The 25358-nt window shown below is 71.5% G+C and carries 30 protein-coding genes and 1 pseudogene; 23 read left to right on the top strand and 8 right to left on the bottom strand.

What is annotated here, in order from left to right:
• The first annotated feature begins 48 nt into the window (after nucleotides 1-48).
• The 4 genes from IE212_RS24325 to IE212_RS24310 are packed head-to-tail and all read left to right on the top strand — an operon-like array spanning nucleotide 49 to nucleotide 3513.
• Nucleotides 49-816, top strand: a complete 768-nt coding sequence (locus tag IE212_RS24325) for an enoyl-CoA hydratase family protein (protein ID WP_190200050.1) — start codon at nucleotides 49-51, stop codon at nucleotides 814-816.
• Nucleotides 813-1682, top strand: coding sequence for a CoA transferase subunit A (locus IE212_RS24320; protein WP_190200049.1), 870 nt, complete (start codon nucleotides 813-815; stop codon nucleotides 1680-1682). Before IE212_RS24325 ends, IE212_RS24320 begins: the two co-directional genes overlap by 4 nt.
• Entirely contained in the window at nucleotides 1679-2452 is a 774-nt protein-coding gene (locus tag IE212_RS24315; RefSeq protein WP_190200048.1) for a CoA-transferase subunit beta, read from the top strand. The genes IE212_RS24320 and IE212_RS24315 overlap by 4 nt, the downstream gene beginning before the upstream one ends.
• The gene (locus tag IE212_RS24310) at nucleotides 2449-3513 is read left to right on the top strand and encodes an NAD(P)H-dependent flavin oxidoreductase (RefSeq protein WP_190200047.1); all 1065 of its coding nucleotides are present in this window, start codon (nucleotides 2449-2451) and stop codon (nucleotides 3511-3513) included. Before IE212_RS24315 ends, IE212_RS24310 begins: the two co-directional genes overlap by 4 nt.
• On the opposite strand, the gene IE212_RS24305 is transcribed toward IE212_RS24310, so the two are convergent.
• The gene (locus IE212_RS24305; RefSeq protein ID WP_190200046.1) at nucleotides 3482-4522 is read right to left on the bottom strand and encodes an acyl-CoA dehydrogenase family protein; all 1041 of its coding nucleotides are present in this window, start codon (nucleotides 4520-4522) and stop codon (nucleotides 3482-3484) included. The two genes, IE212_RS24310 and IE212_RS24305, sit on opposite strands and share 32 nt — an antisense overlap.
• Nucleotides 4522-5691 (bottom strand): acyl-CoA dehydrogenase family protein, encoded by a 1170-nt coding sequence (locus IE212_RS24300; RefSeq protein WP_190200045.1) that lies wholly within the window; start codon nucleotides 5689-5691, stop codon nucleotides 4522-4524. The genes IE212_RS24305 and IE212_RS24300 overlap by 1 nt, the downstream gene beginning before the upstream one ends.
• 76 nt (nucleotides 5692-5767) lie before the next feature.
• Here IE212_RS24300 and IE212_RS24295 point away from each other — a divergent pair, with 76 nt between their 5' ends.
• The 5 genes from IE212_RS24295 (at nucleotide 5768) to IE212_RS24275 (ending at nucleotide 10282) form a co-directional block, all read left to right on the top strand.
• On the top strand, nucleotides 5768-6562 hold the full coding sequence (locus IE212_RS24295; protein ID WP_190200044.1) for an SDR family oxidoreductase: 795 nt from the start codon (nucleotides 5768-5770) through the stop codon (nucleotides 6560-6562).
• Nucleotides 6563-6577: 15 nt separating this feature from the next.
• Nucleotides 6578-7204: a TetR/AcrR family transcriptional regulator gene (locus tag IE212_RS24290; protein WP_190200043.1), complete on the top strand. Its 627-nt coding sequence runs from the start codon at nucleotides 6578-6580 to the stop codon at nucleotides 7202-7204.
• Nucleotides 7205-7242: 38 nt separating this feature from the next.
• The gene (locus IE212_RS24285; RefSeq protein WP_190200042.1) at nucleotides 7243-8400 is read left to right on the top strand and encodes an acetyl-CoA C-acetyltransferase; all 1158 of its coding nucleotides are present in this window, start codon (nucleotides 7243-7245) and stop codon (nucleotides 8398-8400) included.
• Nucleotides 8401-8478: 78 nt separating this feature from the next.
• Complete coding sequence (locus tag IE212_RS24280; RefSeq protein WP_190200041.1) at nucleotides 8479-9153, top strand: TetR/AcrR family transcriptional regulator; 675 nt, start codon at nucleotides 8479-8481, stop codon at nucleotides 9151-9153.
• Nucleotides 9154-9223: 70 nt separating this feature from the next.
• The gene (locus tag IE212_RS24275) at nucleotides 9224-10282 is read left to right on the top strand and encodes a threonine aldolase family protein (RefSeq protein WP_190200040.1); all 1059 of its coding nucleotides are present in this window, start codon (nucleotides 9224-9226) and stop codon (nucleotides 10280-10282) included.
• A 96-nt stretch (nucleotides 10283-10378) separates the two neighbouring features.
• Here IE212_RS24275 and IE212_RS24270 read toward each other — a convergent pair whose 3' ends face one another.
• Nucleotides 10379-10993 carry a histidine phosphatase family protein gene (locus tag IE212_RS24270; RefSeq protein WP_373301428.1) on the bottom strand — a complete coding sequence of 205 codons (615 nt, stop codon included), beginning with the start codon at nucleotides 10991-10993 and terminating at the stop codon, nucleotides 10379-10381.
• 197 nt (nucleotides 10994-11190) lie between these two features.
• Between IE212_RS24270 and IE212_RS24265 the strand changes: the two genes are divergently transcribed.
• Both IE212_RS24265 and IE212_RS24260 read left to right on the top strand, forming a co-directional pair.
• A complete protein-coding gene (locus IE212_RS24265; protein ID WP_190200039.1) occupies nucleotides 11191-11409 on the top strand; it encodes a CbtB domain-containing protein in 219 nt (72 codons plus the stop codon).
• A 14-nt stretch (nucleotides 11410-11423) separates the two neighbouring features.
• Nucleotides 11424-12170, top strand: a complete 747-nt coding sequence (locus IE212_RS24260; protein WP_190200038.1) for a CbtA family protein — start codon at nucleotides 11424-11426, stop codon at nucleotides 12168-12170.
• 237 nt (nucleotides 12171-12407) lie between these two features.
• On the opposite strand, the gene IE212_RS24255 is transcribed toward IE212_RS24260, so the two are convergent.
• The 3 genes from IE212_RS24255 to IE212_RS24245 form a co-directional block, all read right to left on the bottom strand.
• A complete protein-coding gene (locus IE212_RS24255) occupies nucleotides 12408-12668 on the bottom strand; it encodes a DUF2933 domain-containing protein (protein ID WP_229864569.1) in 261 nt (86 codons plus the stop codon).
• 52 nt (nucleotides 12669-12720) lie between these two features.
• A complete protein-coding gene (locus IE212_RS24250; RefSeq protein ID WP_190200037.1) occupies nucleotides 12721-12981 on the bottom strand; it encodes an SHOCT domain-containing protein in 261 nt (86 codons plus the stop codon).
• 122 nt (nucleotides 12982-13103) lie between these two features.
• Nucleotides 13104-13277 (bottom strand): hypothetical protein, encoded by a 174-nt coding sequence (locus IE212_RS24245; protein WP_190200036.1) that lies wholly within the window; start codon nucleotides 13275-13277, stop codon nucleotides 13104-13106.
• A 173-nt stretch (nucleotides 13278-13450) separates the two neighbouring features.
• Here IE212_RS24245 and IE212_RS24240 point away from each other — a divergent pair, with 173 nt between their 5' ends.
• The 6 genes and pseudogenes from IE212_RS24240 to IE212_RS24215 all read left to right on the top strand — a co-directional run bounded on the left by IE212_RS24240 (nucleotide 13451) and on the right by IE212_RS24215 (nucleotide 18258).
• On the top strand, nucleotides 13451-13909 hold the full coding sequence (locus IE212_RS24240; protein WP_190200035.1) for a hypothetical protein: 459 nt from the start codon (nucleotides 13451-13453) through the stop codon (nucleotides 13907-13909).
• 260 nt (nucleotides 13910-14169) lie between these two features.
• Nucleotides 14170-14520, top strand: a complete 351-nt coding sequence (locus IE212_RS24235; RefSeq protein ID WP_229864568.1) for a hypothetical protein — start codon at nucleotides 14170-14172, stop codon at nucleotides 14518-14520.
• 138 nt (nucleotides 14521-14658) lie between these two features.
• Nucleotides 14659-15786, top strand: a complete 1128-nt coding sequence (locus tag IE212_RS24230) for a PLP-dependent cysteine synthase family protein (RefSeq protein ID WP_190200034.1) — start codon at nucleotides 14659-14661, stop codon at nucleotides 15784-15786.
• On the top strand, nucleotides 15783-17081 hold the full coding sequence (locus IE212_RS24225) for an MFS transporter (RefSeq protein WP_190200033.1): 1299 nt from the start codon (nucleotides 15783-15785) through the stop codon (nucleotides 17079-17081). Before IE212_RS24230 ends, IE212_RS24225 begins: the two co-directional genes overlap by 4 nt.
• Before the next feature lie 170 nt (nucleotides 17082-17251).
• Nucleotides 17252-17716: pseudogene (locus IE212_RS35085) on the top strand (transposase); the annotation flags it as partial.
• A gap of 164 nt (nucleotides 17717-17880) precedes the next feature.
• Nucleotides 17881-18258 carry a hypothetical protein gene (locus IE212_RS24215; protein ID WP_190200031.1) on the top strand — a complete coding sequence of 126 codons (378 nt, stop codon included), beginning with the start codon at nucleotides 17881-17883 and terminating at the stop codon, nucleotides 18256-18258.
• Nucleotides 18259-18540: 282 nt separating this feature from the next.
• Here the strand turns inward: IE212_RS24215 and IE212_RS24210 are convergent, their stop codons facing one another.
• Together IE212_RS24210 and IE212_RS35080 are read right to left on the bottom strand one after the other, a co-directional pair.
• Nucleotides 18541-19146: a dihydrofolate reductase family protein gene (locus IE212_RS24210; protein ID WP_190200030.1), complete on the bottom strand. Its 606-nt coding sequence runs from the start codon at nucleotides 19144-19146 to the stop codon at nucleotides 18541-18543.
• Nucleotides 19147-19845: 699 nt separating this feature from the next.
• Nucleotides 19846-20058, bottom strand: a complete 213-nt coding sequence (locus IE212_RS35080; protein ID WP_229864567.1) for a hypothetical protein — start codon at nucleotides 20056-20058, stop codon at nucleotides 19846-19848.
• On the opposite strand from IE212_RS35080, the gene IE212_RS24200 reads away from it, so the two are divergent.
• From IE212_RS24200 to IE212_RS24175, 6 genes are read left to right on the top strand one after another with little or no spacing between them, the layout of a single operon-like run.
• Nucleotides 20049-20399: an NADH-quinone oxidoreductase subunit A gene (locus IE212_RS24200; RefSeq protein WP_190200029.1), complete on the top strand. Its 351-nt coding sequence runs from the start codon at nucleotides 20049-20051 to the stop codon at nucleotides 20397-20399. The two genes, IE212_RS35080 and IE212_RS24200, sit on opposite strands and share 10 nt — an antisense overlap.
• Entirely contained in the window at nucleotides 20390-21688 is a 1299-nt protein-coding gene (locus IE212_RS24195; protein ID WP_190200028.1) for a hypothetical protein, read from the top strand. Before IE212_RS24200 ends, IE212_RS24195 begins: the two co-directional genes overlap by 10 nt.
• On the top strand, nucleotides 21681-22625 hold the full coding sequence (locus IE212_RS24190) for an NADH-quinone oxidoreductase subunit H (RefSeq protein WP_190200027.1): 945 nt from the start codon (nucleotides 21681-21683) through the stop codon (nucleotides 22623-22625). Before IE212_RS24195 ends, IE212_RS24190 begins: the two co-directional genes overlap by 8 nt.
• An 18-nt stretch (nucleotides 22626-22643) precedes the next feature.
• Complete coding sequence (locus IE212_RS24185) at nucleotides 22644-23207, top strand: NADH-quinone oxidoreductase subunit J (RefSeq protein WP_190200026.1); 564 nt, start codon at nucleotides 22644-22646, stop codon at nucleotides 23205-23207.
• Nucleotides 23204-23509 carry an NADH-quinone oxidoreductase subunit NuoK gene (gene nuoK / locus IE212_RS24180; protein WP_190200025.1) on the top strand — a complete coding sequence of 102 codons (306 nt, stop codon included), beginning with the start codon at nucleotides 23204-23206 and terminating at the stop codon, nucleotides 23507-23509. The genes IE212_RS24185 and nuoK overlap by 4 nt, the downstream gene beginning before the upstream one ends.
• Nucleotides 23506-25356, top strand: coding sequence for an NADH-quinone oxidoreductase subunit 5 family protein (locus IE212_RS24175; RefSeq protein ID WP_190200024.1), 1851 nt, complete (start codon nucleotides 23506-23508; stop codon nucleotides 25354-25356). The genes nuoK and IE212_RS24175 overlap by 4 nt, the downstream gene beginning before the upstream one ends.
• Nucleotides 25357-25358 lie beyond the last annotated feature (2 nt).

The raw sequence follows: 25358 nt of genomic DNA, 5'->3' as shown, positions 1-25358 counted from the left end.
TACCTTCACACCTAACAAACGTTTGGTGGAAAGGTAGCTGATCCGCTCATGGGTGTCTCCACCGCAAGCCCCGCGGAGGGCGTCGCCGTCGTCACCGTGGACTACCCGCCGGTCAACGCCCTTCCCGTACAGGGCTGGTACGACCTCGCCACCGCCGTGCGCGCGGCGGGTTGCGATCCCCATGTGCGCTGTGTCGTCCTCACGGCGACGGGCCGCGGATTCAACGCCGGCGTCGACATCAAGGAAGTGCGGCGATCGGCCGGCCACGACGCCCTGATCGGCGCCAATCGCGGCTGCTACGAGGCCTTCGCGGCGGTCTACGACTGCGAGGTCCCGGTCGTCGCCGCGGTGCAGGGCTTCTGCCTGGGCGGCGGCATCGGTCTCGTCGGGAACGCCGACGCGATCGTGGCCAGTGAGGACGCCACCTTCGGCCTGCCCGAACTGGACCGCGGCGCGCTCGGCGCCGCCACCCACCTCGCCCGGCTGGTCCCGCAGCACCTGATGCGGGCGCTCTACTACACGTCCCGTACCGCTGCCGCCGAGGAACTGCACCGCCACGGCTCGGTGTGGCGGGTCGTACCGCGCGAGCGGCTCCTCGAGGCGGCCCTGGAGCTGGCCGGGGAGATCGCCGCCAAGGACGGCTCCCTGATCCGCCTCGCCAAGGCCGCGATCAACGGCATCGACCCGGTGGACGTCCGCCGCAGCTACCGCTTCGAGCAGGGCTTCACCTTCGAGGCCAATCTCAGCGGCGTCGCCGAGCGGGTCCGCGCCACGTTCGGCACGGACCGGCCCACCAGGGAGGGGCAGCACCCATGAGCAGGGACAAGGCGATGACAGCCGCGGAGGTCGTGGGCCGGCTGCGCACCGGCATGACCCTCGGGATCGGCGGCTGGGGATCGCGCCGCAAGCCGATGGCGCTGGTCCGCGCACTGCTCCGCTCCGACGTCACGGACCTCACCGTGGTGTCCTACGGCGGCCCGGACGTGGGGCTCCTCGCCGCGGCGGGTCGGATCCGCACCCTCGTCGCCCCCTTCGCCACCCTCGACTCCATCGCGCTGGAGCCGCACTTCACCGCCGCCCGGCAGCGCGCCGCATTCGAACTGGTCGAGCTGGACGAGGCGATGTTCATGTGGGGCCTGACCGCGGCCGCCCAGCGGCTGCCCTTCCTGCCGGTCCGGGCCGGCCTCGGCTCGGACGTGCCGCGGGTCAACCCGCGCCTGCGCACCGTCACCTCACCGTACGAGGACGGCGAGGAGCTCGTCGCGGTCCCCGCCCTGCGTCTGGACGCCGCGTTCGTCCACCTCAACCGGGCGGACCTGCACGGCAACGCCCAGTACCTCGGCCCCGACCCCTACTTCGACGACCTCTTCTGCCAGGCCGCCGACACCGCCTACGTCTCCTGTGAGCGGATCGTGGACACCGCCGACCTGCTCAAGGCGGCGGGCCCGCAGACGCTGCTGGTCAAACGCGCCTTCGTGACCGGCGTCGTGCAGAGTCCGAACGGCGCGCACTTCACCTCCTGCGTCCCGGACCACGACCGTGACGAGGAATTCCAGCGTGCCTACGCCCGGGCCGCCCGCGACCCGGAGGCCTGGCGGGCGTTCACCGAGCGGTTCCTGTCCGGCGACGAAGAGGCCTACCAGGCCGCGGTGACGGCCTTTCACGAGGAGCGGCAGCGATGAGCGGCGGGACGGCGACGACCGGGGTGACACGAGCCGAGTACTGCGTGGTGGCCTGCGCCGAGGCCTGGCGCCACGCCGGGGAGGTCCTGGCCAGTCCCATGGGCATCGTCCCCACCATCGGGGCACGCCTGGCGAGGCTCACCTTCGCCCCCGATCTGCTGCTGACCGACGGCGAGGCACTGCTGATCGGCGACGTCCCGGCGGTCGGGGAGCGCGCCGACGTGGTGGAGGGCTGGCTGCCCTACCGCCAGCACCTGGCCCTCGTGGCCACGGGACGGCGGCACGTGATGATGGGCGCCGCGCAGATCGACCGCCACGGCAACCAGAACATCTCCTGCGTCGGCGACTGGTCCCGCCCCACCCGGCAACTCCTGGGCGTACGAGGCGCACCCGTCAACACGCTCAACAACCCCACGAGTTACTGGGTGCCCAGACACTCCCGGCGGGTCTTCGTCGAGCGGGTCGACATGGTGTGCGGAGCCGGCTTCGACCGTGCCGCCGAGGCCGGGCCGTCGGCCACCCGCTTCCACGACGTCCGGGAGGTCATCAGCGACCTCGGCGTCTTCGACTTCGCCACCCCGGACCGCACGATGCGACTGCGCGCACTGCACCCGGGCGTCACGGCCGAGCAGGTCGCGCAGGCCACAAGCTTCGCGCTCACCGTCCCCGACGAGGTGCCCCGCACCCGCGAGCCCACCGCCGCGGAGCTGCGCCTGATCCGGGAGGTCATCGACCCGAAGGGCGCCCGTGACCGTGAGGTGCCGGCATGAGCGGCGTCACGATCGCCACCGCCCTCACTGCACTGGTCGGGGTCCGGACCCCCCTCGTCCAGACCGGCATGGGCTGGGTGGCGGGCCCCCGCCTGGTCTCCGCCGCCGCCGGCGCCGGCGCCCTGGGGATCCTCGCGTCCGCCACCATGACCCCGGACCGGCTCCGCTCGGCGGTGCGCGAGGTCAAGTCCCGCACCGACGTGCCCTTCGGCGTCAACCTGCGGGCCGACGCCTCGGACGCGGGGGAGAGGGTGCGGATCATCATCGACGAGGGCGTGCGAGTGGCCTCGTTCGCGCTCGCCCCCCGACGGGAACTGATCGACCGTCTGAAGGATGCCGGGGTCATCGTGATTCCGACCGTGGGTGCCCGGCGGCACGCGGAGAAGGTCGCGGCATGGGGTGCCGACGCCGTTCTCGTGCAGGGCGGGGAGGGCGGCGGCCACACCGGCGGCGTCGCCACGACCGTCCTGCTGCCGCAGGTCGTGGACGCCGTGGACATCCCGGTGATCGCCGCCGGCGGATTCCGCGACGGACGCGGACTGGTGGCCGCGCTGGCCTACGGCGCCGCCGGCATCGCCATGGGCACCCGCTTCCTGCTCACCTCCGACAGCACCGTCCCCGACGCCGTCAAGGCCCGCTACCTCGCCGCGGGCGTCCAGGACATCACCGTCACCACCAAGGTCGACGGCCTGCCGCACCGGATGCTGCGCACCGACCTCGTGGACACGCTGGAGCGCTCCGGCCGCGCGGCCGGCCTGCTGCGCGCCCTGCGGCAGGCCTCCGCCTTCAAGCGGGAGTCCGGCATGAGCTGGGCCGGCCTGGCACGCGACGGCCTGGCCATGAAGCACGGCAGGGAACTCACCTGGAGCCAGGTCCTGCTGGCGGCCGGCACACCGATGTTCCTCAAGGCCGCGATGGTCGACGGCCGCACGGACCTCGGCGTCATGGCCTGCGGCCAGGTCGGCGGACTCATAGACGATCTGCCGTCCTGCGCCGAACTCGTCGAAAGGATCATGACGGAGGCACACGTCACACTCGGGCGGCTGAAAACCACCCCGTGACACCGCCCGGGCCGGACGGCGCCGCCGCGAGCACACGGGCCCGGCAGGCGGCCGGATCACCCCACGCGGTGCGCAGCGGGCGGGCCTTGCGGATCCACAGGGACAGGTCCGGTTCCGCGGTGTAGCCGAGGGCGCCGTGGAGGTGCAGGGCCGTACGGGCCGACGCGTGCGCCGCCTCACCGGCCGCCACCTTCGCCGCGGCGATCTCCCGCCCGGACGCCGGATCGCCCGCCGCCAGCGCCAGGGCCGCGGAGTGGACCAGGGGCTGGGCGAACTCCAGCGCGATGAGGGTGTCGGCCAGGCGGTGCTTGACCGCCTGGAACGAGCCGACGGCCACCCCGAACTGGGTGCGCCGCCGGACGTACTCCACGGTGCGTTCCAGCAGCGCGCGTCCCAGCCCCAGGCCCTGGGCGGCCGTGGCCAGCGCCGCGACCTCCACGGCGTGCGCGGCGGCCGCCGCCACCTTCGGTCCCCGCTCCAGCACGGTGCCACCGAGCGGACGGGCCAGCCTCCGCGCCGGGTCGGCCGACGGCTGCACCGGACCGTGCGACTCCGCGAGGCGTACGGTGTCGCCGTCCACGACGAACACCGCGTCGGCGATGTCGGCGTCCAGGGCGTACGGGCTGCCCTCGGACGACAGGACGCACAGGGACGCCACGGCCTCGCCCGAGGCGAGCCGCGGCAGCCAGGCGCGGGCGGCGTCGCCCCCGAGCCGGCCGAGGAGAGCACCGGCGGCGGCCGTCTCCACCAGCGGGCCGGGCACGGCATGGCGGCCCAGCTCGCCGAAGGCGACGGCCAGTTCCACGGGGAGGAGTCCCAGGCCGTCGTGCTCCTCGGGCACGGCGAGGGCGAAGACGCCCGCCTCGGCGAGCCGGGCCCACAGGGCGCGCCCGGGTCCGTGGTCGCCGCACGCCCAGGACCGTACGGCGCCCGGAGTACCGGCGGATCCCAGCATGCCGTCCAGCGTGCGGGCGAACTCCCGCTGCTCGGCGTCGGGGAGGAACCGCATCACCGGCGTCCCTTCGGAAGGCCGAGCAGCCGCTCGGCGATGATGTCGCGCTGGATCTCGTTGGTGCCGGCGTAGATGGGCCCGGCCAGCGAGAACGTGTACCCCTCCGCCCAACTGCCGTGCGCCGGTGCCTGAGTGGCCTCGTCGGACAGTTCGCCCCACGGACCGAGCAGATCGAGGGCCGTCTCGTGCAGGGCGATGTCGAGCTCGGACCAGAAGACCTTGTTGAGGCTGGACTCGGCGCCGATCGACCCGCCGGCGGCGATCCGTGAGGCGTGGGCGTAGGCGGACAGCTGGTAGGCGCGGGCGCCGATCACAGCGTCGGCGACCCGGTCACGCAGCGCGGTGCCGCCGGGGCCGGCGGCACCGCGCCACAAGGCGGCCAGCCGGTCGGCGGCGGCGGTGAAGCGGCCGGGGCTGCGCAGGGTCAGTCCGCGCTCGTTGCCGGTGGTGCTCATCGCGACCCGCCAGCCCTGGCCCGGCTCGCCGATGACGTCCTCGTCCGGCACGAACACGTCGTCGAGAAAGATCTCGGCGAAGGCCGGCTTGCCGTCCAGCCGCCCGATCGGCCGCACGGTCACCCCGTCCGCGTCCAGCGGGAACATCAGGTACGTCAGGCCCCGGTGCGGGCGCTCCGCGTCCGGATCGCTGCGGAAGAGGCCGAACGCGCGGTCGGCGAAGGCCGCGCGGGACGACCAGGTCTTCTGGCCGCTGAGGCGCCAGCCGCCCTCCGACCGCACGGCGGTGGACCGCAGCGAGGCGAGATCGGAACCCGCCTCGGGCTCGGACCAGGCCTGCGCCCAGATCACCTCACCGCTGGCCATGGGCGGCAGGACGCGCGCACGCTGCTCGTCGGTGCCGTACTCGAACAGGGTCGGAGCGAGCAGGCTGATGCCGTTCTGGGAGACCCGGCCGGGCGCGCCGGCCCGGTAGTACTCCTCCTCGAAGATCAGCCACTCCAGGAGGGTGGAGCCCCGGCCGCCGTACTCCTCGGGCCAGGAGACCACCGACCAGCCTCCGGCGAACAGCGCGCGTTCCCACTCCCGGTGAGCCGCGAACCCCTCGGCGGTCTCCAGTGACGGCAGCGGGGCCGGCGGCACGTGGGAGGCGAGCCAGTCCCGGATCCCGGCGCGGAAGGCGTCCTCGGCGGCGGTGAAGTCGAGGTCCATCACCCTCCTTCCCTAACAAGTGTTTGGTAGATTAACCTGCTTGGCGTCAGCCGTCGAGAACCGCCGGGAGCCGCCCATGAGCAGCGCACAGGCCCCGCCGCCGTATCTGCCCGGCCACGGCCTGCTGGCCGGCCGCACGGCCGTCGTCACCGCCGCGGCGGGCGCCGGGATCGGCGGCGCGACCGCCCGGCGGCTGCTGGAGGAGGGCGCCCGGATCGTGGTCTCCGACGCCCACACCCGCCGCCTGAAGGAGACCGAGGCCGAGCTGGCCGCCGAGTTCGGCGCGGACCGGGTCACCGCGCTGCCCTGCGACGTCACGGACGAGGGCCAGGTCGGTGCGCTGTTCGACCACGCCGAGGAACACCACGGGCGCCTGGACGTCGTCGTCAACAACGCGGGCCTCGGCGGCACGGCCGACCTTGCCGACATGACCGACGAGCAGTGGAGCAAGGTCCTCGACGTCACCCTCAACGGCACCTTCCGCTGCACGCGTGCCGCCCTGCGCCGGATGAGGGCAGCGGGCGCCGGCGGCGTCGTCGTCAACAACGCCTCGGTGGCCGGCTGGCGTGCGCAGCGGGGACAGGCCCACTACGCCGCCGCGAAGGCCGGCGTCATGGCCCTCACGCGGTGCGCGGCGGTGGAGGCCGCCGCATACGGGGTGCGGGTGAACGCCGTCTCCCCGAGCCTGGCCATGCACCCGCACCTCGCCAAGGTCACCACCCCCCGGCTGCTGGCCGAACTGACCAGTCGTGAGGCCTTCGGACGCCACGCCGAACCGTGGGAGGTGGCCAACGTGATCGTCTTCCTGGCCAGCGGCTACTCGTCGTACCTGACCGGCGAGGTCCTGTCGGTCAGCAGTCAGCACCCGTGAGGCGAGAATGGTCCGGTGCCGAAAAGCAGCAACGACAACCGCAAGAAGACCACGGTGAGCCAGGCCGAGCGGCGCGAGGAACTCCTGGCCATCGCCGCCCGCGTGTTCGCCGAGCAGGGCTACAGCGCCACCACCGTCCGGAAGATCGCGGACGCGGCGGGGATGCTGGCGGGCAGCCTCTATTACCACTTCGACTCCAAGGAGTCGATGCTGGACGAGATCCTCTCCACCTTCCTGGACGAGCTCTGGGCCCGGTACGACGCCGTGCTCAGCGCCGGGCTCGGTCCCAGGCAGACGCTGGAGGCCCTGGTGACCGAGTCCTTCCGGGAGATCGACCGGCACCACGCCGCGGTCGCCATCTACCAGAAGGAATCCAGGCACCTCGGAACCCAGCCCCGCTTCGCCTACCTCGTCGAGTCCCAGCGGAAGTTCGAGAAGGCGTGGCTCGGCACGCTGGAGCGCGGAGTGGCCGCCAAGGTCTTCCGCGCCGACCTGGACGTACGGCTCACCTACCGCTTCCTGCGCGACACCGTCTGGGTCGCCGCGTCCTGGTACCGCCCCGGCGGCCGGCACAGTCCGGAGGAGATCGCCCGGCAGTACCTGTCGATGGTGCTGGAGGGCATCGCACTGCACGAGGCATAGGCAGCCCCGCGGATCGCGGACACGCAGAAGGAGACGCCATGGCCGAGGCCTACATCGTCGAAGCGGTGCGCACCCCGGTCGGACGGCGTGGCGGCGGACTGTCCGCCGTCCACCCGGCCGACCTCGGCGCGCACGTGCTGACCGCGCTGATGGAGCGCTCCGGCGTCGACCCGGCCGCCGTCGAGGACGTCGTCCTCGGCTGCCTCGACACCGTCGGCCCGCAGGCCGGTGACATAGCCCGCACCTGCTGGCTGGCCGCCGGACTGCCCGAAGAGGTGCCCGGTGTGACGGTCGACCGCCAGTGCGGCTCCTCGCAGCAGGCCCTGCACTTCGCCGCGCAGGCCGTCCTCTCCGGCACCCAGGACCTGGTCGTCGCGGGCGGTGTGCAGAACATGTCGCAGGTGCCCATCGCCTTCGCCACCCGCCAGGCCGCCGAACCGCTGGGTCTGACCGAAGGGCCGTTCGCCGGCTCGGAGGGCTGGCGGGCCCGCTACGGCGACCGGCCGGTCAACCAGTTCCTCGGCGCCGAGGAGATCGCACGCACCTGGGACATCTCGCGGGAAGCCATGGAGGAGTTCGCACTGGGTTCCCACCGGCGCGCGATCCGGGCCATCGACGAGGGCCGCTTCGACCGGGAGACCGTCGCGTACGGCGACGTGACCCACGACGAGGGACCGCGCCGCGACACGAGCGAGGAGAAGATGGCGGGACTGCGGCCACTGGTGGAGGGCGGCCGGCTGACCGCCGCGCTCTCCTCGCAGATCTCCGACGGCGCCTCGGCCGTGCTCATCGCCTCCGAGCGGGCCGTACGGGAGCACGGCCTGACCCCCAGGGCCCGCGTCCACCACCTCTCGGTGCGCGGCGAGGACCCGATCCGCATGCTGTCCGCCCCGATCCCCGCCACCGCGTACGCGCTGAAGAAGGCCGGGATGACGCTCGACGAGATCGACCTGGTCGAGATCAACGAGGCCTTCGCCTCGGTGGTGCTGGCCTGGCTGAAGGCGACCGGCGCCGACCCCGGGAAGGTCAACGTCAACGGAGGCGCCATCGCCCTCGGCCACCCGCTCGGAGCCACCGGGACCCGGCTCGCGACCACGCTGCTGCACGAGCTGGAACGCACCCGCGGCCGCTACGGACTGCAGACGATGTGCGAGGGCGGGGGCCAGGCCAACGTCACCGTCATCGAACGGCTTTGAGGGCCGTGAGGGACTTCAGCCCATCGTGACCAGGAGGCCCGGCCCTCTTTCGGTACGCCGTATCGTACGATGACTCGCATGCCCCGTCACTCTCCCTCCCTGGCACGCGCGACCCCGGACCGCATCGCCGAAACGGCCCTCCTGCTGATCGACGAGGGCGGCCCCGAGGCCCTGACCTTCCGTGCCCTGGCGGCGCGGCTGGAGATCTCCCTCGCCTCACTGCAGCGTCGGTGCGCCGACCTGGCCGGACTGCTGGACCTCTGCCTCGACCACCTGGCCGCCCAGTTGCCCGAAGCGGCGCCGCACGCCGACTGGGCCGGCGCCACGGAGGCCCGGTTCACCGCGCTCCACCGGCTGCTGGCGGAGCGTCCGGGACTGCTGGCCCTGCGCGGTACGCGACCCTGGCTCGGGCCCCAGCTGCTGGCCCGGCTGGTCGAGCCGCAGCTCGCCGACAGCCTCGCCGCGGGGATGACGCCCGAGGAGGCGATCACCGCGTACCGGCGGATGTACCTGCTCACCCTCGGCAGCGCCGGCTTCGTGGACCACCACGACGTCAAGGCCGCCCAGGCCGCCACCCGAACGGCACTGGCCGCGCTCGACCCGGAGGAATTCCCCACCCTGACCGGCCACCTGGCCGCGATCGTGCCCGCCGTCACCGACGACGAGGTCTACCACGGCGCGCTGCGCCAGCTCATCGCCGCGGCGGATCCGGCACGGCAGTCCGCGCCGCCGGTTCACCGCCGCGACGCCTGACCCGGCGTCCGCCGCCTCCTTCTCCTCCTCCGCCGCGACACTCCGAACCAACACCACAGAGGACCTCGCCATGAGCAGCACCACGACCGGCCCGGCCGCCCGCGTCTTCAGCAGCGACAACGCCGCCGGCGGCTCGCCGGAGATCGTCGAAGCGATGGCCGCGGTGGCCGCCGGCCCGGCCCTGCCCTACGGGGCGGACGAGTGCACGGCCGCGGCCGAGAGCAGGCTGAGCGAGATATTCGAGCGTGACGTCGACGTCCTGCTCGTCTCCACCGGGACCGCCGCGAACGCGCTGAGCCTGGCGGCGCTGACCCCGCCCTGGGGCAGCGTGCTGTGTCACCGCGACAGCCACATCAACAACGACGAGTGCGGTGCGCCCGAGTTCTACACGGCGGGCGCGAAACTCGTCCCGCTCGGCGGCGACGACGCCAGGATCGACCCGGAGCAGTTGCGGGCCGCCGCCCGGCACAAGGCCGGTGACGTGCACAGCGTGGAGCCTTCCGTGGTGAGCGTCACCCAGGCCACCGAGACCGGAGCCGTCTACACCCTCGACGAGATCCGCACCCTCGGGTCCATCACCGAGGAGGCCGGTCTGCGCCTGCACATGGACGGTGCGCGTTTCGCCGGAGCCGTGGCCGCACTCGGCTGCACTCCCGCCGAGCTGACCTGGCGGGCCGGGGTCGACCTGCTGTCCTTCGGCGCCACCAAGAACGGCACGATGACCGCCGACGCGATCGTCGTCTTCGACCGATCGCTCACATCCGAACTCGCCTTCCGCGCCAAGCGGGCCGGCCAGCTCACGTCCAAGATGCGCTTCCAGGCCGCCCAGCTGGACGCCTATCTGCGCGACGACCTGTGGCTGCGCAACGCGGCCCACGCCAACGCCATGGCCGCTCGCCTCCAGGAGGGCCTCAAGGCCGTACCGGGGGTGGAGCTGCTGGGCACCGCCGACGTCAACATCCTCTTCTGCCGTCTGCCCCGGCGGATCACCGAGGCGCTGCTGGCCGAGGGCTACACCTTCTACCACGACCGCTGGGAGCCGGGAGTCGTCCGCTTCGTGACCTCCTTCGCCACCACCGAGCGGGACGTCGACCACCTGGTGCGGTCCGTCGTCCGCCACGCCGCCTGACACCGCTCGCTTCGATCCGACCTCGTTCGCCCTGCCAACCGTTCTTGACCGCCCCGGGATGGTCCGGATCTTGAGTGGCGATCCGACCGAGGGTCATCAGCAGAAAGCGGTCCCCATTCGCAGATTCCAGCGTCCCGCCCGGCCGCTGAGCTGGACGCTGGACAAGGGGGGAACGTCAACGCGCCAGAACGACGGCAGCGGCGCGTCCAGCGCGCGCACTACGGCCGCGCGCGCCACGGCCTGCTCGACCACGGCGAGAACCTGTCCCGCATCCGGTGGCAGTGCCTCCAGCCAGGAGGCGACCCGACGGCACAGCTGAGCCACCGACTCGCCACCGTGCGGCGCTGCGTCAGGGTCCGTCATCCACATGCCGAGCCCGGCCTCGTCCTCGGCGGCGACCGCGGCGAGTGTGCGGCCGCGCCAGCTGCCCATGTCGATGTCCCGCAGCGCCGCTTCCTCGACGACGGCTTCCCACCCCAGGGCTACGGCCGTCTGCCCGCACCGCCGTGACGGCGCCGCGTAACGGGTGGCGTTGACAGGCAGGGCTCCGGCAAGGGCCCGCGTCCGCCGCAGAGCCCGATCGTCGAGCGGGGCGTCAACACCGAAGCGCACCGGGCGTTGTGCGGGCGCGGGGGCACACACCAGCGTGAGCCTGACGGTCATGAATGCCCCTTCGCCGAGGATCGATTCATCGTAGGTGGCGTACGCCATGTTGGCCGAAGTGCTTCTTGCCCCTACGCTCTGGGACGACAAGGACGACAGCGCCACGGAAGTCCGGTGCAAACCCGGCACGGTCGCGCCACTGTGTGCCACCCCCACCAGCCAGGTGAGGGTGGTGAGTCAGACCCAACGCTGTCGTCGAGTGCCCCACACGACGCGGGACGCGTTGTTCCCGAGGAGGTCTCGCCATGGCGCAGTCCACTGCCGCCCCCATGCCCACCATCCAGACCGTCACCCCCCTGCCGCTGCGGACGCTCGCCCCCTGGGCCGTCTTCTTCGGTGTCCTGATGCTGGTCCTGCTGTACTTCGTCGGCGCCGAGCAGGGTGCCACCGCCGTGCTTTCCGGTGAGGGCGTGCACGAGTGGGTGCACGACTCGCGCCACCTCCTCGGCTTCCCCTGCCACTGACAGAGTTCTCGTCCATGAACTCGGTCACCGTTCGCACCCTTCTGGTGCGGGGCATGCTCGCCGGTCTTGGTGCCGGCGTGCTCGCCTTCGTCTTCGCGTACCTGGTCGGAGAAGGCCCGGTGAACGCGGCCATCGCGTTCGAAGAGGCCAACTCCCATGAACACGGCGGCGAGGAGCTCGTCAGCCGTTCCCTGCAGTCGACGGCCGGGCTCGCCACGGGGCTCCTCGTCTTCGGCGTCGCCATCGGCGGAATCGCGGCCCTGGCGTTCTGCTTCGCGCTCGGGCGGATCGGACGGTTCGGCGCTCGGGCCACGGCGGCCCTGACCGCGCTCGCCGGGTTCCTGCTCCTCTACCTGGTGCCGATCCTGAAGTACCCCGCGAACCCGCCCGCCGTCGGTGATCCGGACACCATCGGCAAACGCACCCTCCTGTTCGTGCTGATGATCGCGCTCAGCGTCCTCTTGGGCATCGCCACCGTCCTGCTGGGCCGCAGGCTCGCCCCTGCCTGGGGCAACTGGAACGCCTCGATTGCCGCCGGGACGGCTTTCGTGACGATGGTCGCGGTGGCGATGGCCGTGCTGCCTTCCGGGGACAACACACCCAAGGGCTTCCCGGCCACCGATCTGTGGGAGTTCCGCACGGCGTCCATCGGCATCCAGGCAGTGCTGTGGGCGGCGTTCGGGCTGCTGTTCGGCTTCCTGGCCGAAAGGGTTCTCGAACCGCGGCCGGCCCGCAGCCCGGCCTCAACAGTGGCTGCCTGATCCCCACGAACACGCACGGCGGGGTCTGTCCGGGGGCGCGCCCGGGCTGGATCCCGCCTTACGTGTTCGTGGGGCGGCCAGATGGCGTCCGTCCTCTGTGGAGCGTCTGCCGCTTGCGTCCACGTGTGCCGACGAAGCCGGTGTGCTTCGCGGCGGGTGATGTCGTAGGCGAGGCCCGCACTCCCGGCCCGCGTGGCGATCACGGCGGCCACGGCTCACTCACGCGGAAGCCGGGCGTCAGCTCCGTCCAGGGCCGGAGTCGTGGTCGTGCTTGTGCAGCGGGTCCTCGTACCGGTCCGCGCGACGATGGTCGTCGTGGCCGCCGTGCATGCTTCCCTGACCGTGCATGCCGCGCATCATGAAGATCATCATCAGCGGGCAGGCGGCCACGAGGGCCACCCAGGCCAGGCTTTCCAGCGACGCGCCGACCATCAGGGCACCGACTACGACGATCGCGACGGCGATTGCGTACATGCCGTAGTTGCGCTTGTCGCTCATCGCGAGCCTCCTTCGACGGAAGGCAGGGGGCCGCAACGAGTACGGCCGTTGCTCAGGTTTTGGTGAGGGGGCCGGCATGCAGTGCAGCCGAGCGGCGCCGGTACTCCTCTTCGTCGATCTCCCCGCGGGCCAGACGCTCACGGAGGATGTCCTCCGGTGTGGGCGCGGCCGGGGTGTGCGTGTGCTCGTGCGGCTGGTTCAGAGCGCGGAACAGCAGCACCGCGAGGGTGATGAACAGCGCCCAGAACAGGATCATGCCGGCCGACATCGCGAACCAGCCCCAACCGCTGACGTCGTGGCCGTACCAGAACATCGCCACTCACCTGCTTCGGCGTGGTACCCAAGCCGGGCACCAGGGTCCTTTGCCTTCCACCTCATCGTCTCTCCGGGATCTGCCGCGGTCTGGGGCCGGATGGTCCAGGGCTGATAGGCCATTCAGCCCCTGCCTCGTGAGGTATCCGGGCGCAGGCTGGAGGAGTGAGGTCCGAACAAGGAGGCGAGCAGCTGCAGTGAGATGGCCCACTCGTCCAGCAGCTTCTCCCGGCCGTCGAGGGCCACGTGGCCCTCGACGACGCCCTGGACGCCGAGGCCGGCGGCCGCCCGGGGCACGCACCCTGAGGCGTCCGGTCCTCATGCGGTCCGGTGAGGGCCGCTCCTGTATGCGGCGGCCGGATCGGGTCGCCTGAGCGCTCGCCGCAGCAAACAAGCCATCGTCTGACGAGTTAACCCAGTGTTTCGGCACGGGTGGTCGATCAGCTGCAGCGAGCCGCTAGGATCACGGCATGGTTACGGCTTGGTCGCCCTGGCGCATCGTCAGGACCCGCTCCGGTGCGGGTCCGCTGCTGCGCGTGCTGGCCATGGCCGTGCTCCTGTTCGGCGTCCTCGTGACGCACGGCGTGCACGTGGAAAGCGCCCAGGGGCACCTCTCCACCAGCGCAACGGCCGTCACCGCGGCATCGGACGGCGGCGGTCGCCATGCAGGCGTCGAGCCGGCGGTGCTGTCTGCCGCGGATGCCGACGATCACCATGGGAGCCATGTGCCGTCACATCCCGGCGAGCACTGCGCATCCGGACAGCCTCAGCAGGCTTCTGCCCTGGTGTCGCCCTGCTTCGCGGCGTCGGTTCGCGAATCGACCAGTTCCTATGACGCCTCAGCCGTTAGAGGGCCGACCGCCGTTGGGCCCATGGAGGGTGGATCTTCCGTGGCTCTCAGAGCGGCCTCCGTGGTGCAGCAGGTCTAGAGGGTACGCAGTCCCTCCAACCGGCCTGCCGGATGTCACCGGCTCGCCTGGTACGGCGCACGAGCGTCCTGTCCCGTGTTCATGAATGGGTCGTCACGCTCGTCGAAGCCGTCCTGCCCCCACACCCATGTCTGAGCCTCGCTCCATCCTTGCCGGAGACGTGGCAGCAGCGCGGAGGACCTGTGTCGACCCATTCCCGTACGCTCGCGCACGCCCTACGGGCCTTACGCGGCTCATCGGTGCCGTGCCGACTCGCTTCGGTGATCCGCGGCTGCCTCGTGATGGCGCTCGTGCTGTGCGCCGTCCTGCACGGTGTGCCCGAGGAGACGCACGAGCCGGTGTCGGTGCCTGCCGGATTCTCGGTGATCGCCGCCGACGGGGACCCTCATGACCCCCACGCTCCCCACGGGGCCGGTGAGTGTGCGGCGGAGTTGATCGTGCGTAGCGCGGCCCAGCCGGTCGAGGAGCGTGCCCTCGGCGTGATGGCCGTCGTGCTCGCCGTCGTGTCCGTGGTGGCCGGGAGGCCCCTGGTGCGGCGTGACCGCCGCAGACGTCGCAGCGCACGTGCCGGTCGCGTGATGCTCGCTCGTACGTCGCGGTGGCGGATCTAGACCAGTCGCTCGCAGCCCGCCGACTTCACGGCTGCCGCGTGCCCATGGCCGGAGCGCGGACGCATGGTCCGCCCTGGGGTCAGGACGCGCGAGACGAACCCGCACCGGTATTCATCGAGCGAGAGTGAACACATAGACATGCAGTCATTGACCAAGGCCGCGACCCCCTCGGGCCACTCCGCCCTGTCCGGGCTGGTGGGCGGCACCCCACTGCTTCGGGTGTCGGGGCCGCTGGCCCCGGCCGGGCGTGGCTTCTGGGCGAAGCTCGAAGGGTTCAACCCCGGCGGCATCAAGGACCGTCCGGGGCTGCACATGGTGGAGCGGGCCCGGGCCCGTGGCGACCTGCGGCCCGGCGGGCGGATCATCGAGTCCACCAGCGGGACCCTGGGACTGGGGCTGGCTCTGGCCGGGATGGTGTACGGCCATCCGGTCACCCTGGTCACCGATCCGGGGCTGGAGTTGTCCATGACCCGGCTGCTGAGCGCGTACGGCGCCCAGGTCAACGTCGTCTCCGAGCCCCACTCCACCGGCGGCTGGCAGCAGGCCCGCCGCGATCGCGTACAGCGGCTGCTGGAGCAGCACCCCGGCTCCTGGTGCCCGGACCAGTACAACAACCCCGACAACGTCGCCGCCTACACACCGCTGGCTCTCGAACTCGCCTCCGACATGGGCCATGTCGACGTGCTGGTGTGCAGCGTCGGCACCGGCGGCCACTCGGCCGGCGTCTCCCGAGTTCTGCGTCAGCTCTACCCCGAGCTGACCGTCGTCGGCGTGGACACCATCGGCTCCACGATCTTCGGCCAGCCCGCCCGGCCCCGCCTGATGCGCGGCCTCGGCTCCAGCATCTACCCCCGCAACGTCGCCTACGAGAACTTCTCCGAGGTGCACTGGGTGGCCCCCGCCGAGGCCGTGTGGACCTGCCGCCGGCTGGCCGCCTCCCACTACGCCACCGGTGGCTGGAGCGTCGGCGCGGTCGCGCTGGTGGCCGGCTGGCTGGCGCGGACGATGCCGGCGGACGCACGGATCGTCGCGATCTTCCCCGACGGCCCGCAGCGATACCTGGGGACCGTCTACGACGACGACTACTGCACCGCGCACGGCCTGCTGGACTGCCCACCGGCAGCCGAACCGGAGCTGACAGGCCGCCTGGACGAGAAGGAGGTCACCCGCTGGACCCGGTGCACCACCGTCGTCGATCCCCTCACGCTGCGAGGCGCCCAGGACGCGGCGGACGTCGAGGCCGACGCTGCGCAGGAGGACCGGTGAAGGGGCTGTACACCCAGGTCCGGTCGTACGAGAGCAGCGTCCAGCTGTTGATGGTCAACCAGTTCACCATCAACCTCGGCTTCTACATGCTGATGCCCTATCTGGCCGCCCACCTCTCCGGAACGCTCGGCCTGGCCGGCTGGATCGTGGGACTCGTCCTCGGCGTACGCAACTTCAGCCAGCAGGGCATGTTCCTGGTCGGGGGCACACTCGCCGACCGGCTCGGCTACAAGCCGCTGATCGTCGCCGGATGCGTGCTGCGCACCCTCGGCTTCGCGACGCTCGGACTGGTCGACTCCCTGCCCGCCCTGCTCGCCGCCTCCGCGGCCACCGGGCTGGCCGGGGCGCTGTTCAACCCGGCCGTGCGCGCGTACCTCGCGGCCGACGCGGGGGAGCGCAGGGTCGAGGCGTTCGCCCTGTTCAACGTGTTCTACCAGGCCGGCATCCTGCTCGGCCCGCTGGCCGGCATGGTGCTGACCGGTGTGGACTTCCGCATCACCTGCCTGGTGTCGGCCGGGATCTTCGCGCTGCTGAGCGTCGTACAGATCCGCGCACTGCCCGCCCGGACGTCCCAGGACGACAAGCGGCCCGACGCCCACTCCGGCCAGGGCGTGCTCACCCAGTGGCGCGGCATCCTCGCCAACCGGCCGTTCCTGCTCTTCTCCATCGCCATGATCGGCTCCTACGTCCTGTCCTTCCAGGTCTACCTGGCACTGCCGCTGGAGGTACGCCGGCTCGGCGGCGACGGGGAGTTCGGCACGGCGGCGGTAGCGGTGCTCTTCGCCGTCTCCGGGCTCACCACGATCCTCGGCCAGACACGAGTGACGGCGTGGTGCAAGACGCGATACGAACCAGGACAGGCACTCGTGCGCGGACTGGCGGCGATGGGGCTGGCCTTCGTCCCCCTGCTGGTCGCCACCGCCGTGCCGGTACCGAAGTCAGGGGTCGCGCTGTGGCTGCTCGCGGCGGTTCCGCCGACGCTCGCCGCACTGCTGCTGGCCATCGGCACGATGATCGCCTACCCGTTCGAGATGGACACCATCGTCCGCCTCTCCGGTGACCGCCTCGTCGCCACCCACTACGGGCTGTACAACACCATCTGCGGCATCGGCATCACCGTCGGCAACCTCGGCACGGGCGCCGCGCTCGACGCCGCCCGCGCTGCCGGTATGCCCGCGCTGCCCTGGATCACGCTGAGCCTGCTCGGCCTGGCCTGCGCCGCCGCCCTGTACGGCCTGTACCGCACCGGCCGACTGGCGCCGCCGGCCTCCGAGCCGCTCGCCCAGACCGTCTGACCCACCCAGGGGCGGGGCACCACCCGGTGCCCCGCCCCTGGTGGGCCCTGCCCTCTTCCAGGAGTCCTCCATGCCCGCTCCCCAGGAACATGCCGACGCCGCTGGTGATGAGACGGTCGGTCAGGTCCTCGTCGACCGGCCTTGATCCGCAAGGGTGCGCAGGGCGCCCGCGACTGCACAACGCCCTGCGGCCCAGGTTCGTCAGGCCGAGGGCCGAAATGCCAGCCCACGGCCGGGCTGATCGACTCCCAGTCAATACGCACCGCCGACACGGTCCCGTGCATGACTCGCGGCTTCGACGCGGGCGAAAAGGTCAAGGGCCGGAAGCGGTTCATCGTCACCGATACTCTCGGTCTGCTGCTGACCGCCCACGTCGTGACGGCCAGTGTCCAGGACCGCGACGGGGCCAAGCGATCCCTGTTGTGGACAAGGCTGGACCACCCCACGTGCTGAAGGTCTGGGCCGATCAAGGTTTCGCCGGTCGCCTGGTCGACTGGGCGGCCACCACCCTCAAGCGTTCCCTGGAGATCGTCCGCAAGGAGCCCGGACAGCGAGGCTTCCAGGCCCAGCCCGAGCGATGGGCCGTCGAGCGCCCTTTTGCCTGGCTCGCTGCCCACCGCCGCCTGGCTCGCTTACGAGCACCACACCGCTCACGCCGAGACCGTGATCCGCCGGGCCATGATCGGCGTGATGGTCCGCCGGCTCACCCGGCGGGGACCGGCCATCCGGTCAGGACTATGGCCTCTCAGGCACACAGAACCATGAGGCATCGTGCCGCAACACCTGGAAGAGTGCAGCCATGCCCAATAAGCGTCCGCGCAACGCGACACTGGCCGAGATAGTGGCCTCGTTGCCACCGGCCCCGGACCCGCCCGTCGAATGGGTGCGGTCGCCCGCCGGCCGTGAGGAGTTCGTCGACGACGAGGGCCAACTCTGGCGGAAGGTCCGAGGCCCGCTCCACCGGCGGCTCACCCAGCGTCTGGCGACCCAAGCGGATGCGCTGATCATCGGAGAAGCCGGCGGAGGAGAATTCCGCCACGTGCCCGCAACCGACCGGCTCGCGACCTGGAACCGGATCAAGGACCGGCTCATGGCGGACTGCATACCTAGTTACGCCCCATACGAGTTCGTCTCCACAGACGGCCTCACACTCCTCTATATCGAGGAAAGCTGCTGAATACAGCGTCCAGCAGCAGGCCGCATGGCAGATCACAAACACGGTCTGAGGTGATGTACCCACCAGCCGGTGGGTGACGGCCTGCTCACGGCGCAGCAACGCCACGAACTGCGCCAAGCACTCGTGGATGCCGCCGCTCTTCATACGACCCTGAGCCACGCCCGTCACGACCACTAGTTGGTGACCCGCATGTGCGCTGTCCGGGGCTGACCGCGACAAGAGCAATCAGCCCCGGACGGTGCTCGGTGTCGGCGGCCGTCCAGACCGGCGGACGACGCGACGTCACGCAGGGACGCCGAGCGGCGGGTGCTCGAGCACGCGGGGCTTGTACTCGACCAGCTGGATGCGGCCGTCGAAGGTGCGGTGCTCGATCATCTCCAGGGCAACGTCCGGATAGCCGTCGTAGATGCGCTCTTCGCCCGTGGCCCCGGTGATCACCGGGAACATCACGACCCGGAAGCGGTCGACGAGTCCGGCTGAGAGCAGGGACCGGCACAGGCTGAGGCTGCCGATCGTGCTGAGGAGTCCCGAGCCACTCGACTTCATGGCGCGGACCGCCTCGACGGCGTCGTCGCGGACGAGCGTGGAGTTGGCCCACGTCAGCGGCTCCTCGAGTGAGGAGGAGAACACCATCTTGGACGCTTGCGTGAGCTCGTCGACAGACGCCTCTTCTTCGGGCCTCAACTCGTCCTGGCCATCGGGGACCCCGCCTGCGGCGAAACCCGACATCAGGCGGTAGGTGTTCGCTCCCATCAGGTACGTGGCCTCGGGCTGCTCGCCGAGCCATGCGAGGTACTCCGGGCCCTCGAGGCCCCAGAACCCGGGCCATCCCTCTCCCGACGCGTGGCCGTCGAGGGAGGTGATGAAGTCGACCAGAAGCTCCGACATGGCGGTGTCCTTTCCTGGGGTGTCAGAAGTTTGGACCGGCCGGGAGCCACAAACTCATCGGCCGCGCCGTGGGAGTAACGAGATGCCACGGCTCAGTCGAACGGAATGAGCATCGCCGCCCGGTCGGGGAAGTCCTCGAAGTGCTGCAGCCCGCCGCTCAGCATGCCGATACCGAAGGAAAGCGCCAGCGAGGACAGGGGGGAGCGGTGTCGGACTGCGGTGGGTGAGCGGGGTGCGCCTGCGGCTGGGTGGGCATGCCGATGCGGTCGGCGAGGTAGGGCTGGGTCACGAATCGAGGCCTTTCGCGGGTGGGTCGGACACGCGACAGGGCATGCCGGCCCGCCGGGGCGTACGTGGCGGGAAGACGTCGGGGTCAGCGGCAGGATTGCCGGGTTCTTCGTCCGGACCGGACTTCGCAAGTGCCGGTCTTCGAACGGTGCCCTGGCTTCCTCGTACAGCGTGGGACGACGGTGACAACGACTGCGCGCCGTGACGGCGGCCTAGATCCGCAGGACGGCCGGCTGCGCGAACCGACGCCTCAGCGGGCAGCGCGGGAGGGGCCGCCGCACGCGCAGGTCTTCCGAGCCGGAGCCGTTCCGGAATCCGTGAGGTGGGAGGCGGCAGCCTGGAGCAGTGCCACCGCCGTGAGCCTGACAACGGGGTGACCGACAGCCCGGCGCAGCTGCTCCGCCCGCCGAGTCACTGGGCCTCTCCGCCGACGAGCTCATAGCCCGCCTCGTCGACCGCGGCCGCGACGACGGCGCGATCCAGTGGCTGCTCGCTGGTCACGGTGACCTTGCCCGACGGCAGGTCCACCTGGACGTCCTCTGGGCCCCGCCTCCCGGGGCGGAACCAGCCGGTCGCGCACCATGGCGAGGAGACGAGAACGGAGGTCGGGCGCGATGGACGCATGGCAACCGATGCTGGTTCTTCTCGGCGTGGTAGGGGCCGGTCTCGCTGCCCTCTACGGGCTGAGCCTCTGGCTGGCGGTGGCGCGGGCTCCTCTCGAAACCGGTCCCTTCGCCGGAGGTCTGAAGCCGGGGGAGCACGCCGCGTCGCGGTTCCATGTGCGCTGGTACCCCGTCACCATGATCTTTCTGGCCTTCGACATGGAGATGGTCTTCATGTACCCGTGGTCGAAGGTCGTCTCGGAGGTGGGCACCCCGGCGGTCGTGGAGATGTTCCTCCTCCTCGGCATCCTGTTCGCGGCGGTGGCATACGCCTGGCGCGAAGGGGCTCTGAGGTGGACCTGAGAGGCGTGCTCCGGCGTACGGCGATGAGCCGCCCGGCGGTGCTGGCGGTGACACTGCCCGGAGCGACAGAGCTCCGGCTGGAGGCCGAGGCGGAGGTACGCCGGCGGGGATGGCCCGTCGCACATGCTCCCGCAGCCGCGGATCTGCTGCTCGTCTGCGGCGACCCGGCGCCCGAGGACGCGGAGTGGCTGGACGGCATCGAGCGGTCCATGCCGGAGCCCGCCCTGCGCATCGTGGCAGGGGAGCGCGGGCGGATCGCCGCCGCGCTCGACGTGGCTCGCGAGGACCTGAGAGACAGGACGGCGACTCGACGCGACAGCTCGCCGCCCGAAGCATCCGGCGACCGACGTCACGACCACCACCGCATGGACCACGGCCAGAGTGACCATGCCGCTCAGCCCGGCCACGAGGAGCATGGTCACCACCAACCCGCTGACCACCAGGCGCACATGGACCATATGGATCACATGGGTCACGACATGCACGCCATGGGCGAGGTGGCAGGTCTTCCGATGGCCGAGAGGGGCGACGACCGAGATGAGCTGAGGCTCGACCAGCTGCACGTGCCGATCGGTCCCGCGCTGAGCGACTGGCCGACGGGGCTCATTCTCCGTCTCACCCTGCAGGGCGACGTCGTACAGGTAGTCGAGGTGGACCACCTCCCCGTACCGCTCGGCCCTCGGTTGCCCTTCTGGGGCGAGCCGTGGCTGCGGGCGGCGCGGGGCGAGGAGGTGACCCGGGGAAGTGCGGCGCGGCGGCGCTGTGCCGCGCATCTGGACAGCGCGGGACGGCTCCTCGCCGTCGTCGGCTGGGATGACGCTGCGGCGCGGTGCCGTCGGCTGCGGGACGAGGTGCTGCCGGGGGCGTCGCGTGAGGGGATCGGTGGCGATCTGCGCCGTATGGCTCGCAGAATCGGGCGGTCCCGGCCGCTGCGTTGGTCGATCGCCGGACTGGGGGAACTGCCGGCGGACAGGGCGCGGGCGGCCGGAGTGACCGGACCCTCGCTCGCTGCGGACGGGGACGCGTACGACCGGCTGCTGATGTGGCTGAGCGAGATCGAGCGCGGCCTCGAAGAGCTCGACGACACACGGCCGTTGGCGCCGGATGACCTGACCGGCCCGCGTGGCCGGCTGGACGGACCGCGGCCGCCGTCGCGGGCGCTGCTCGACGTCCTCCCCGAACTGCTGACCGGCGCGGAGTTCGCCTGCGCTCGGATCATCGTGGCCAGCCTGGACCCCGACCTCGACGAACTCGCCCTCGCGCCCGTTCCCGGAGTGGCCCATGCCTGATGCAGAGCCCCTTTGGGTGACCGTCGTCCTTCCCCTCGCCTTGGCCGTGGCGGCCGTGACCGCGGCCGGGTTCGACGCGGTGCTGTCCGGGTCGGCCGAGCGCGGGCCCGCCGGGAGCGTCCGGGAGGCGGGGCTGCGGGCGCTGTCCCCCTTGCGCGAAGCCCTGCGGCTGCTCGTCCAGCAGCCTCGTCGTACGAGGGCCGCCGACCGGCTGCTCGGAAGGCTGGGCGTGCTGTTGGTCCCGGTGGCCGCCGTGCTCGCAGGGGCCGTACTGCCCTGGGGCTTCCGTGCCGTGAGCGATCCGTCCGTCGGCATCGTGTGGTTCAACGCGATGGAGGCGCTGGCCTGGGCAGCGGTGTGGATGGCGGGCTGGGGGCCGAACTCGGCGCTGTCGCTTATCGGTGGGTACCGGTTCCTGGCTCAAGGCCTGGCGTACGAACTGCCCCACATGTTCGCGATCACTACGGCGGCCCTCGGGGCCGAGTCCCTGCGCGTGGGTGACGTGGTCGCGGCACAGGACGGCCTGTGGTTCGCGGTGTGGATGCCGGCCGCGTTCGTCGTCTATCTGCTGAGTGCGCTCGCGATGGCCTTCTGGGGGCCGTTCGAGTATCCGGTGTCGCGAGACGCCGCCGGTGGTGCGTCCGCCGAACTCGCGGGCGTGGACCGGCTGGTGTTCCTGGGCGGGCGGTGGCTGCTGCTGGTGGTGACCGCCGGATTCAGCGTGCCGCTGTTCCTCGGCGGCGGACACGGGCCGTTGCTGCCGGGCTGGGCATGGACGCTGATCAAGACCGCCGCCGTCTTGGCGCTGCTGGTGGCCGGGCGTCGGGCACTGCCCGTGCTGCGGATGGAGCGTTACATGGAGGTGGCCTGGATGGTGCTGGTACCGCTGACGCTGCTTCAGGCGCTGTTCGTGGCGGTCGTCGTGCTGAACCGATGAGAGGGAGGTGCGCCGCCGATGCTCGATGACGTGATCTTCTGGGGGCTGGCTCTGCCGGCGGTGGCCGCCGGAGTCATGGTGTTCCGGTTCGACTCCATGGCCCGGGCGACGTACGCGCTGCTGACCTCACTGCTCTGCGTAGGTGGCGAGGTGCTGTTGCTCGGGCTCGACTACCTCGGGGTCGTGATCGTGCTGATGATGACCATCGAGATGGCCATCATGGCCGTGTTCATGGTGATGTACATGATGAACCCGGCCGGACTCATGCCGATGACCATGGTCCACAACAAGAAGGGCGCGGCGGCGATCTGCGCGGCCGTCTTCGCCGTCCTCGTCGCTGGGATCCTGCTCGCCCCGTGGCCGTCCCGGCGCGGCAGACCGCCGGCCGATCCGACCATGGACCTGGGCCTGTCGCTGATGGGTCCTCAGATGCTCACCATGATGACCCTGGGCCTCGCCCTGTTCGCCACGATCGTCGCGACCGTCGTCCTGGCCACCCGTCGGGGCCGCTACGACCGCTTCGGCGACGACCTGAAGGCGCGGACCGCCGACGACGCGGTACGGGGAGGGATGGGCCGATGAGCCTTGAACTGTTCCTGTTGCTCGCTGCCGCGCTGTTCAGCGTCGGCCTGTTCGGCGCGCTCACCCAGCAGTCGATCGTGATGCTGATGATGGGACTGGAACTGATGCTGGGCGGCGTCATCGTCGGCGCGGCGGCCGTCTGGCACTACATCACCCCGGCCGCCGCAGACGGGCAGGTCCTGGTCGTCCTGGCGGTCACGGTCATGGCGGTGGAGATGGCCATCGGCTTCGCCGTCGTCACCGCGCTGTTCCGAGCCCGTGAGGTCGACATGACCGACATGGCGGCGGAGTTGAAGGAGTGAGGGCGCTGCTGTGGGTGCTCGTCGCGCTGCCCCTGACCGTGGGGACGCTGCTCGCGGTCGTCGGCCGACCGGCGGACCGGTACGCCCCCGCTGTCGCCGTCGGCACGACGATCGCCGCCCTCGGCCTCGCCGTCGCGGTGGCGTTCGAGCATCCTCGGGCCGAGGCGCCGCTGCTCGAAGGGCTTCCCGCCGGGCTCGCGGTCGACGGGCTGTCGGGCCTCATGGTCGTGACCGTCACGGCGGTGACCGCGGCCGTCCTCCTGTTCAGCGTCGCGGACATCGGACCGGGCGAGGCGCGTGCCCGGTTCTTCGGGCTGATGCTGCTGTTCAGCGGCGCGATGCTGACGACGGTCACCGCGACCACACTGCCGCTCCTGCTGATGGCGTGGGAAGTGATGGGTGCCACCTCCTGGGCCCTGATCGGCTACTGGTGGCACGACCCCGAGCGCGCCGACGCCGCAAGCAAGGCCTTCCTCACCACCCGCGCCGCGGACCTCGGCCTCTATCTCGCCGCCGGGGCGGCGCTGGCGAGCGGGCAGGTCGGCTCCCTCGCACTTGACGAGCTCCCGGACGCGACCGGCGCGTGGTCGGCGGTCATCACCGCCGGCGTCATCGCGGCCGCCTTCGGCAAGTCGGCCCAACTACCGTTCAGCTTCTGGCTGTCTCGGGCCATGCAGGGTCCGAGTCCGGTCTCCGCGCTGCTGCACTCGGCGACCATGGTGGTGGCCGGCGCGTATCTGCTGCTGCGGCTGGAACCGCTGCTCGCGCGGTCCGGCTGGGGCGGACCCGTGGTGGCGTGGACGGGCGCGGTGACGGCGGTGGCGCTCGGCCTGGTCGCCGTCGCGCAGACCGACCTCAAACAGCTGCTCGCCGCCTCGACCTGCGCACAGATCGGCTTCATGGTGCTCGCCGCCGGAGCCGGTGCGGTCACCGGAGGGACCCTGCAACTCATCGCCCACGCCGCGGCGAAGAGCCTCGCCTTCCTCGTCGCGGGGGCCTGGCTGACGGCCCTCGGCACCAAGGCGCTGCCCGCCCTGCGGGGCGCGGCCCGGTGGCACCGTACGGCCGGGATCACCTTCAGCGTCGCGGCCTTGGCTCTGGCCGGAGTCCCGCCCCTGGCCCTGTGGGCGGCGAAGGACGTACTCCTCGCCGGCGCCCGCGAGGACAGCACGGCGCTGTACCTCGTCGGGCTGGCCGGCGCGGCGATCTCCGCCATCTACAGCACCAAGGCCCTCTGGTTCGTCTGGCGGCCCGCTCCCGTACCGGACGAACATGAGGACCCGCTGCCGTACGCGACCCGGCTGCCGCTCGTGACCCTGGCCGTCGCCTGCGCCGCCCTGACGGTCACGTCCTTCCCGCCCGTACGCGACGCGGTGGAGCGGGTGCTCGGCGGCGAGGAGCAACCGGCCCCATATGCATGGGAGTTCGCCCTGTCCGGCGCGCTCGCGGTCGCCGTCTCGGCCGTCATCTGGATTCGTGGTCCTCGACTCCTCAGCCTCCCCGGCCGGATCACCGCGCCGGCGGTGGAATGGCTTCGCCTGGAGACCGCCGCGCGCACGTTCCTCGTACGTCCGGTACTGCGCCTCGCCGACGCCCTGGCGGCCTTCGACGACCGGGTGCTGGACCGCGCCGTCGAGGACACCGCCCGCGGATCGGTGCGGCTGGCCCAGTGGACCGACGCTCAGGCGGAGCGGCTCGTCGACGGCGCCGTGGAGGCCGTGGCGGGCGGTGCCCGCGTGCTCGGCCGCCTGGCGCGCCGGCCGCAGACCGGGCAACTGCACCAGTACCTCGCCCAGGCGGTCACCGCCTTCACCGTCCTCGCCGTCGTCCTCGTCCTCGTGAGGTGACC

The sequence above is a fragment of the Streptomyces djakartensis genome (genome assembly GCF_014651075.1).
In the GTDB taxonomy this organism is placed as follows: domain Bacteria; phylum Actinomycetota; class Actinomycetes; order Streptomycetales; family Streptomycetaceae; genus Streptomyces; species Streptomyces djakartensis.
The sequence above is the reverse complement of the archived record's forward strand: the minus strand, read 5'-3'. Positions and strand labels throughout refer to the sequence as shown.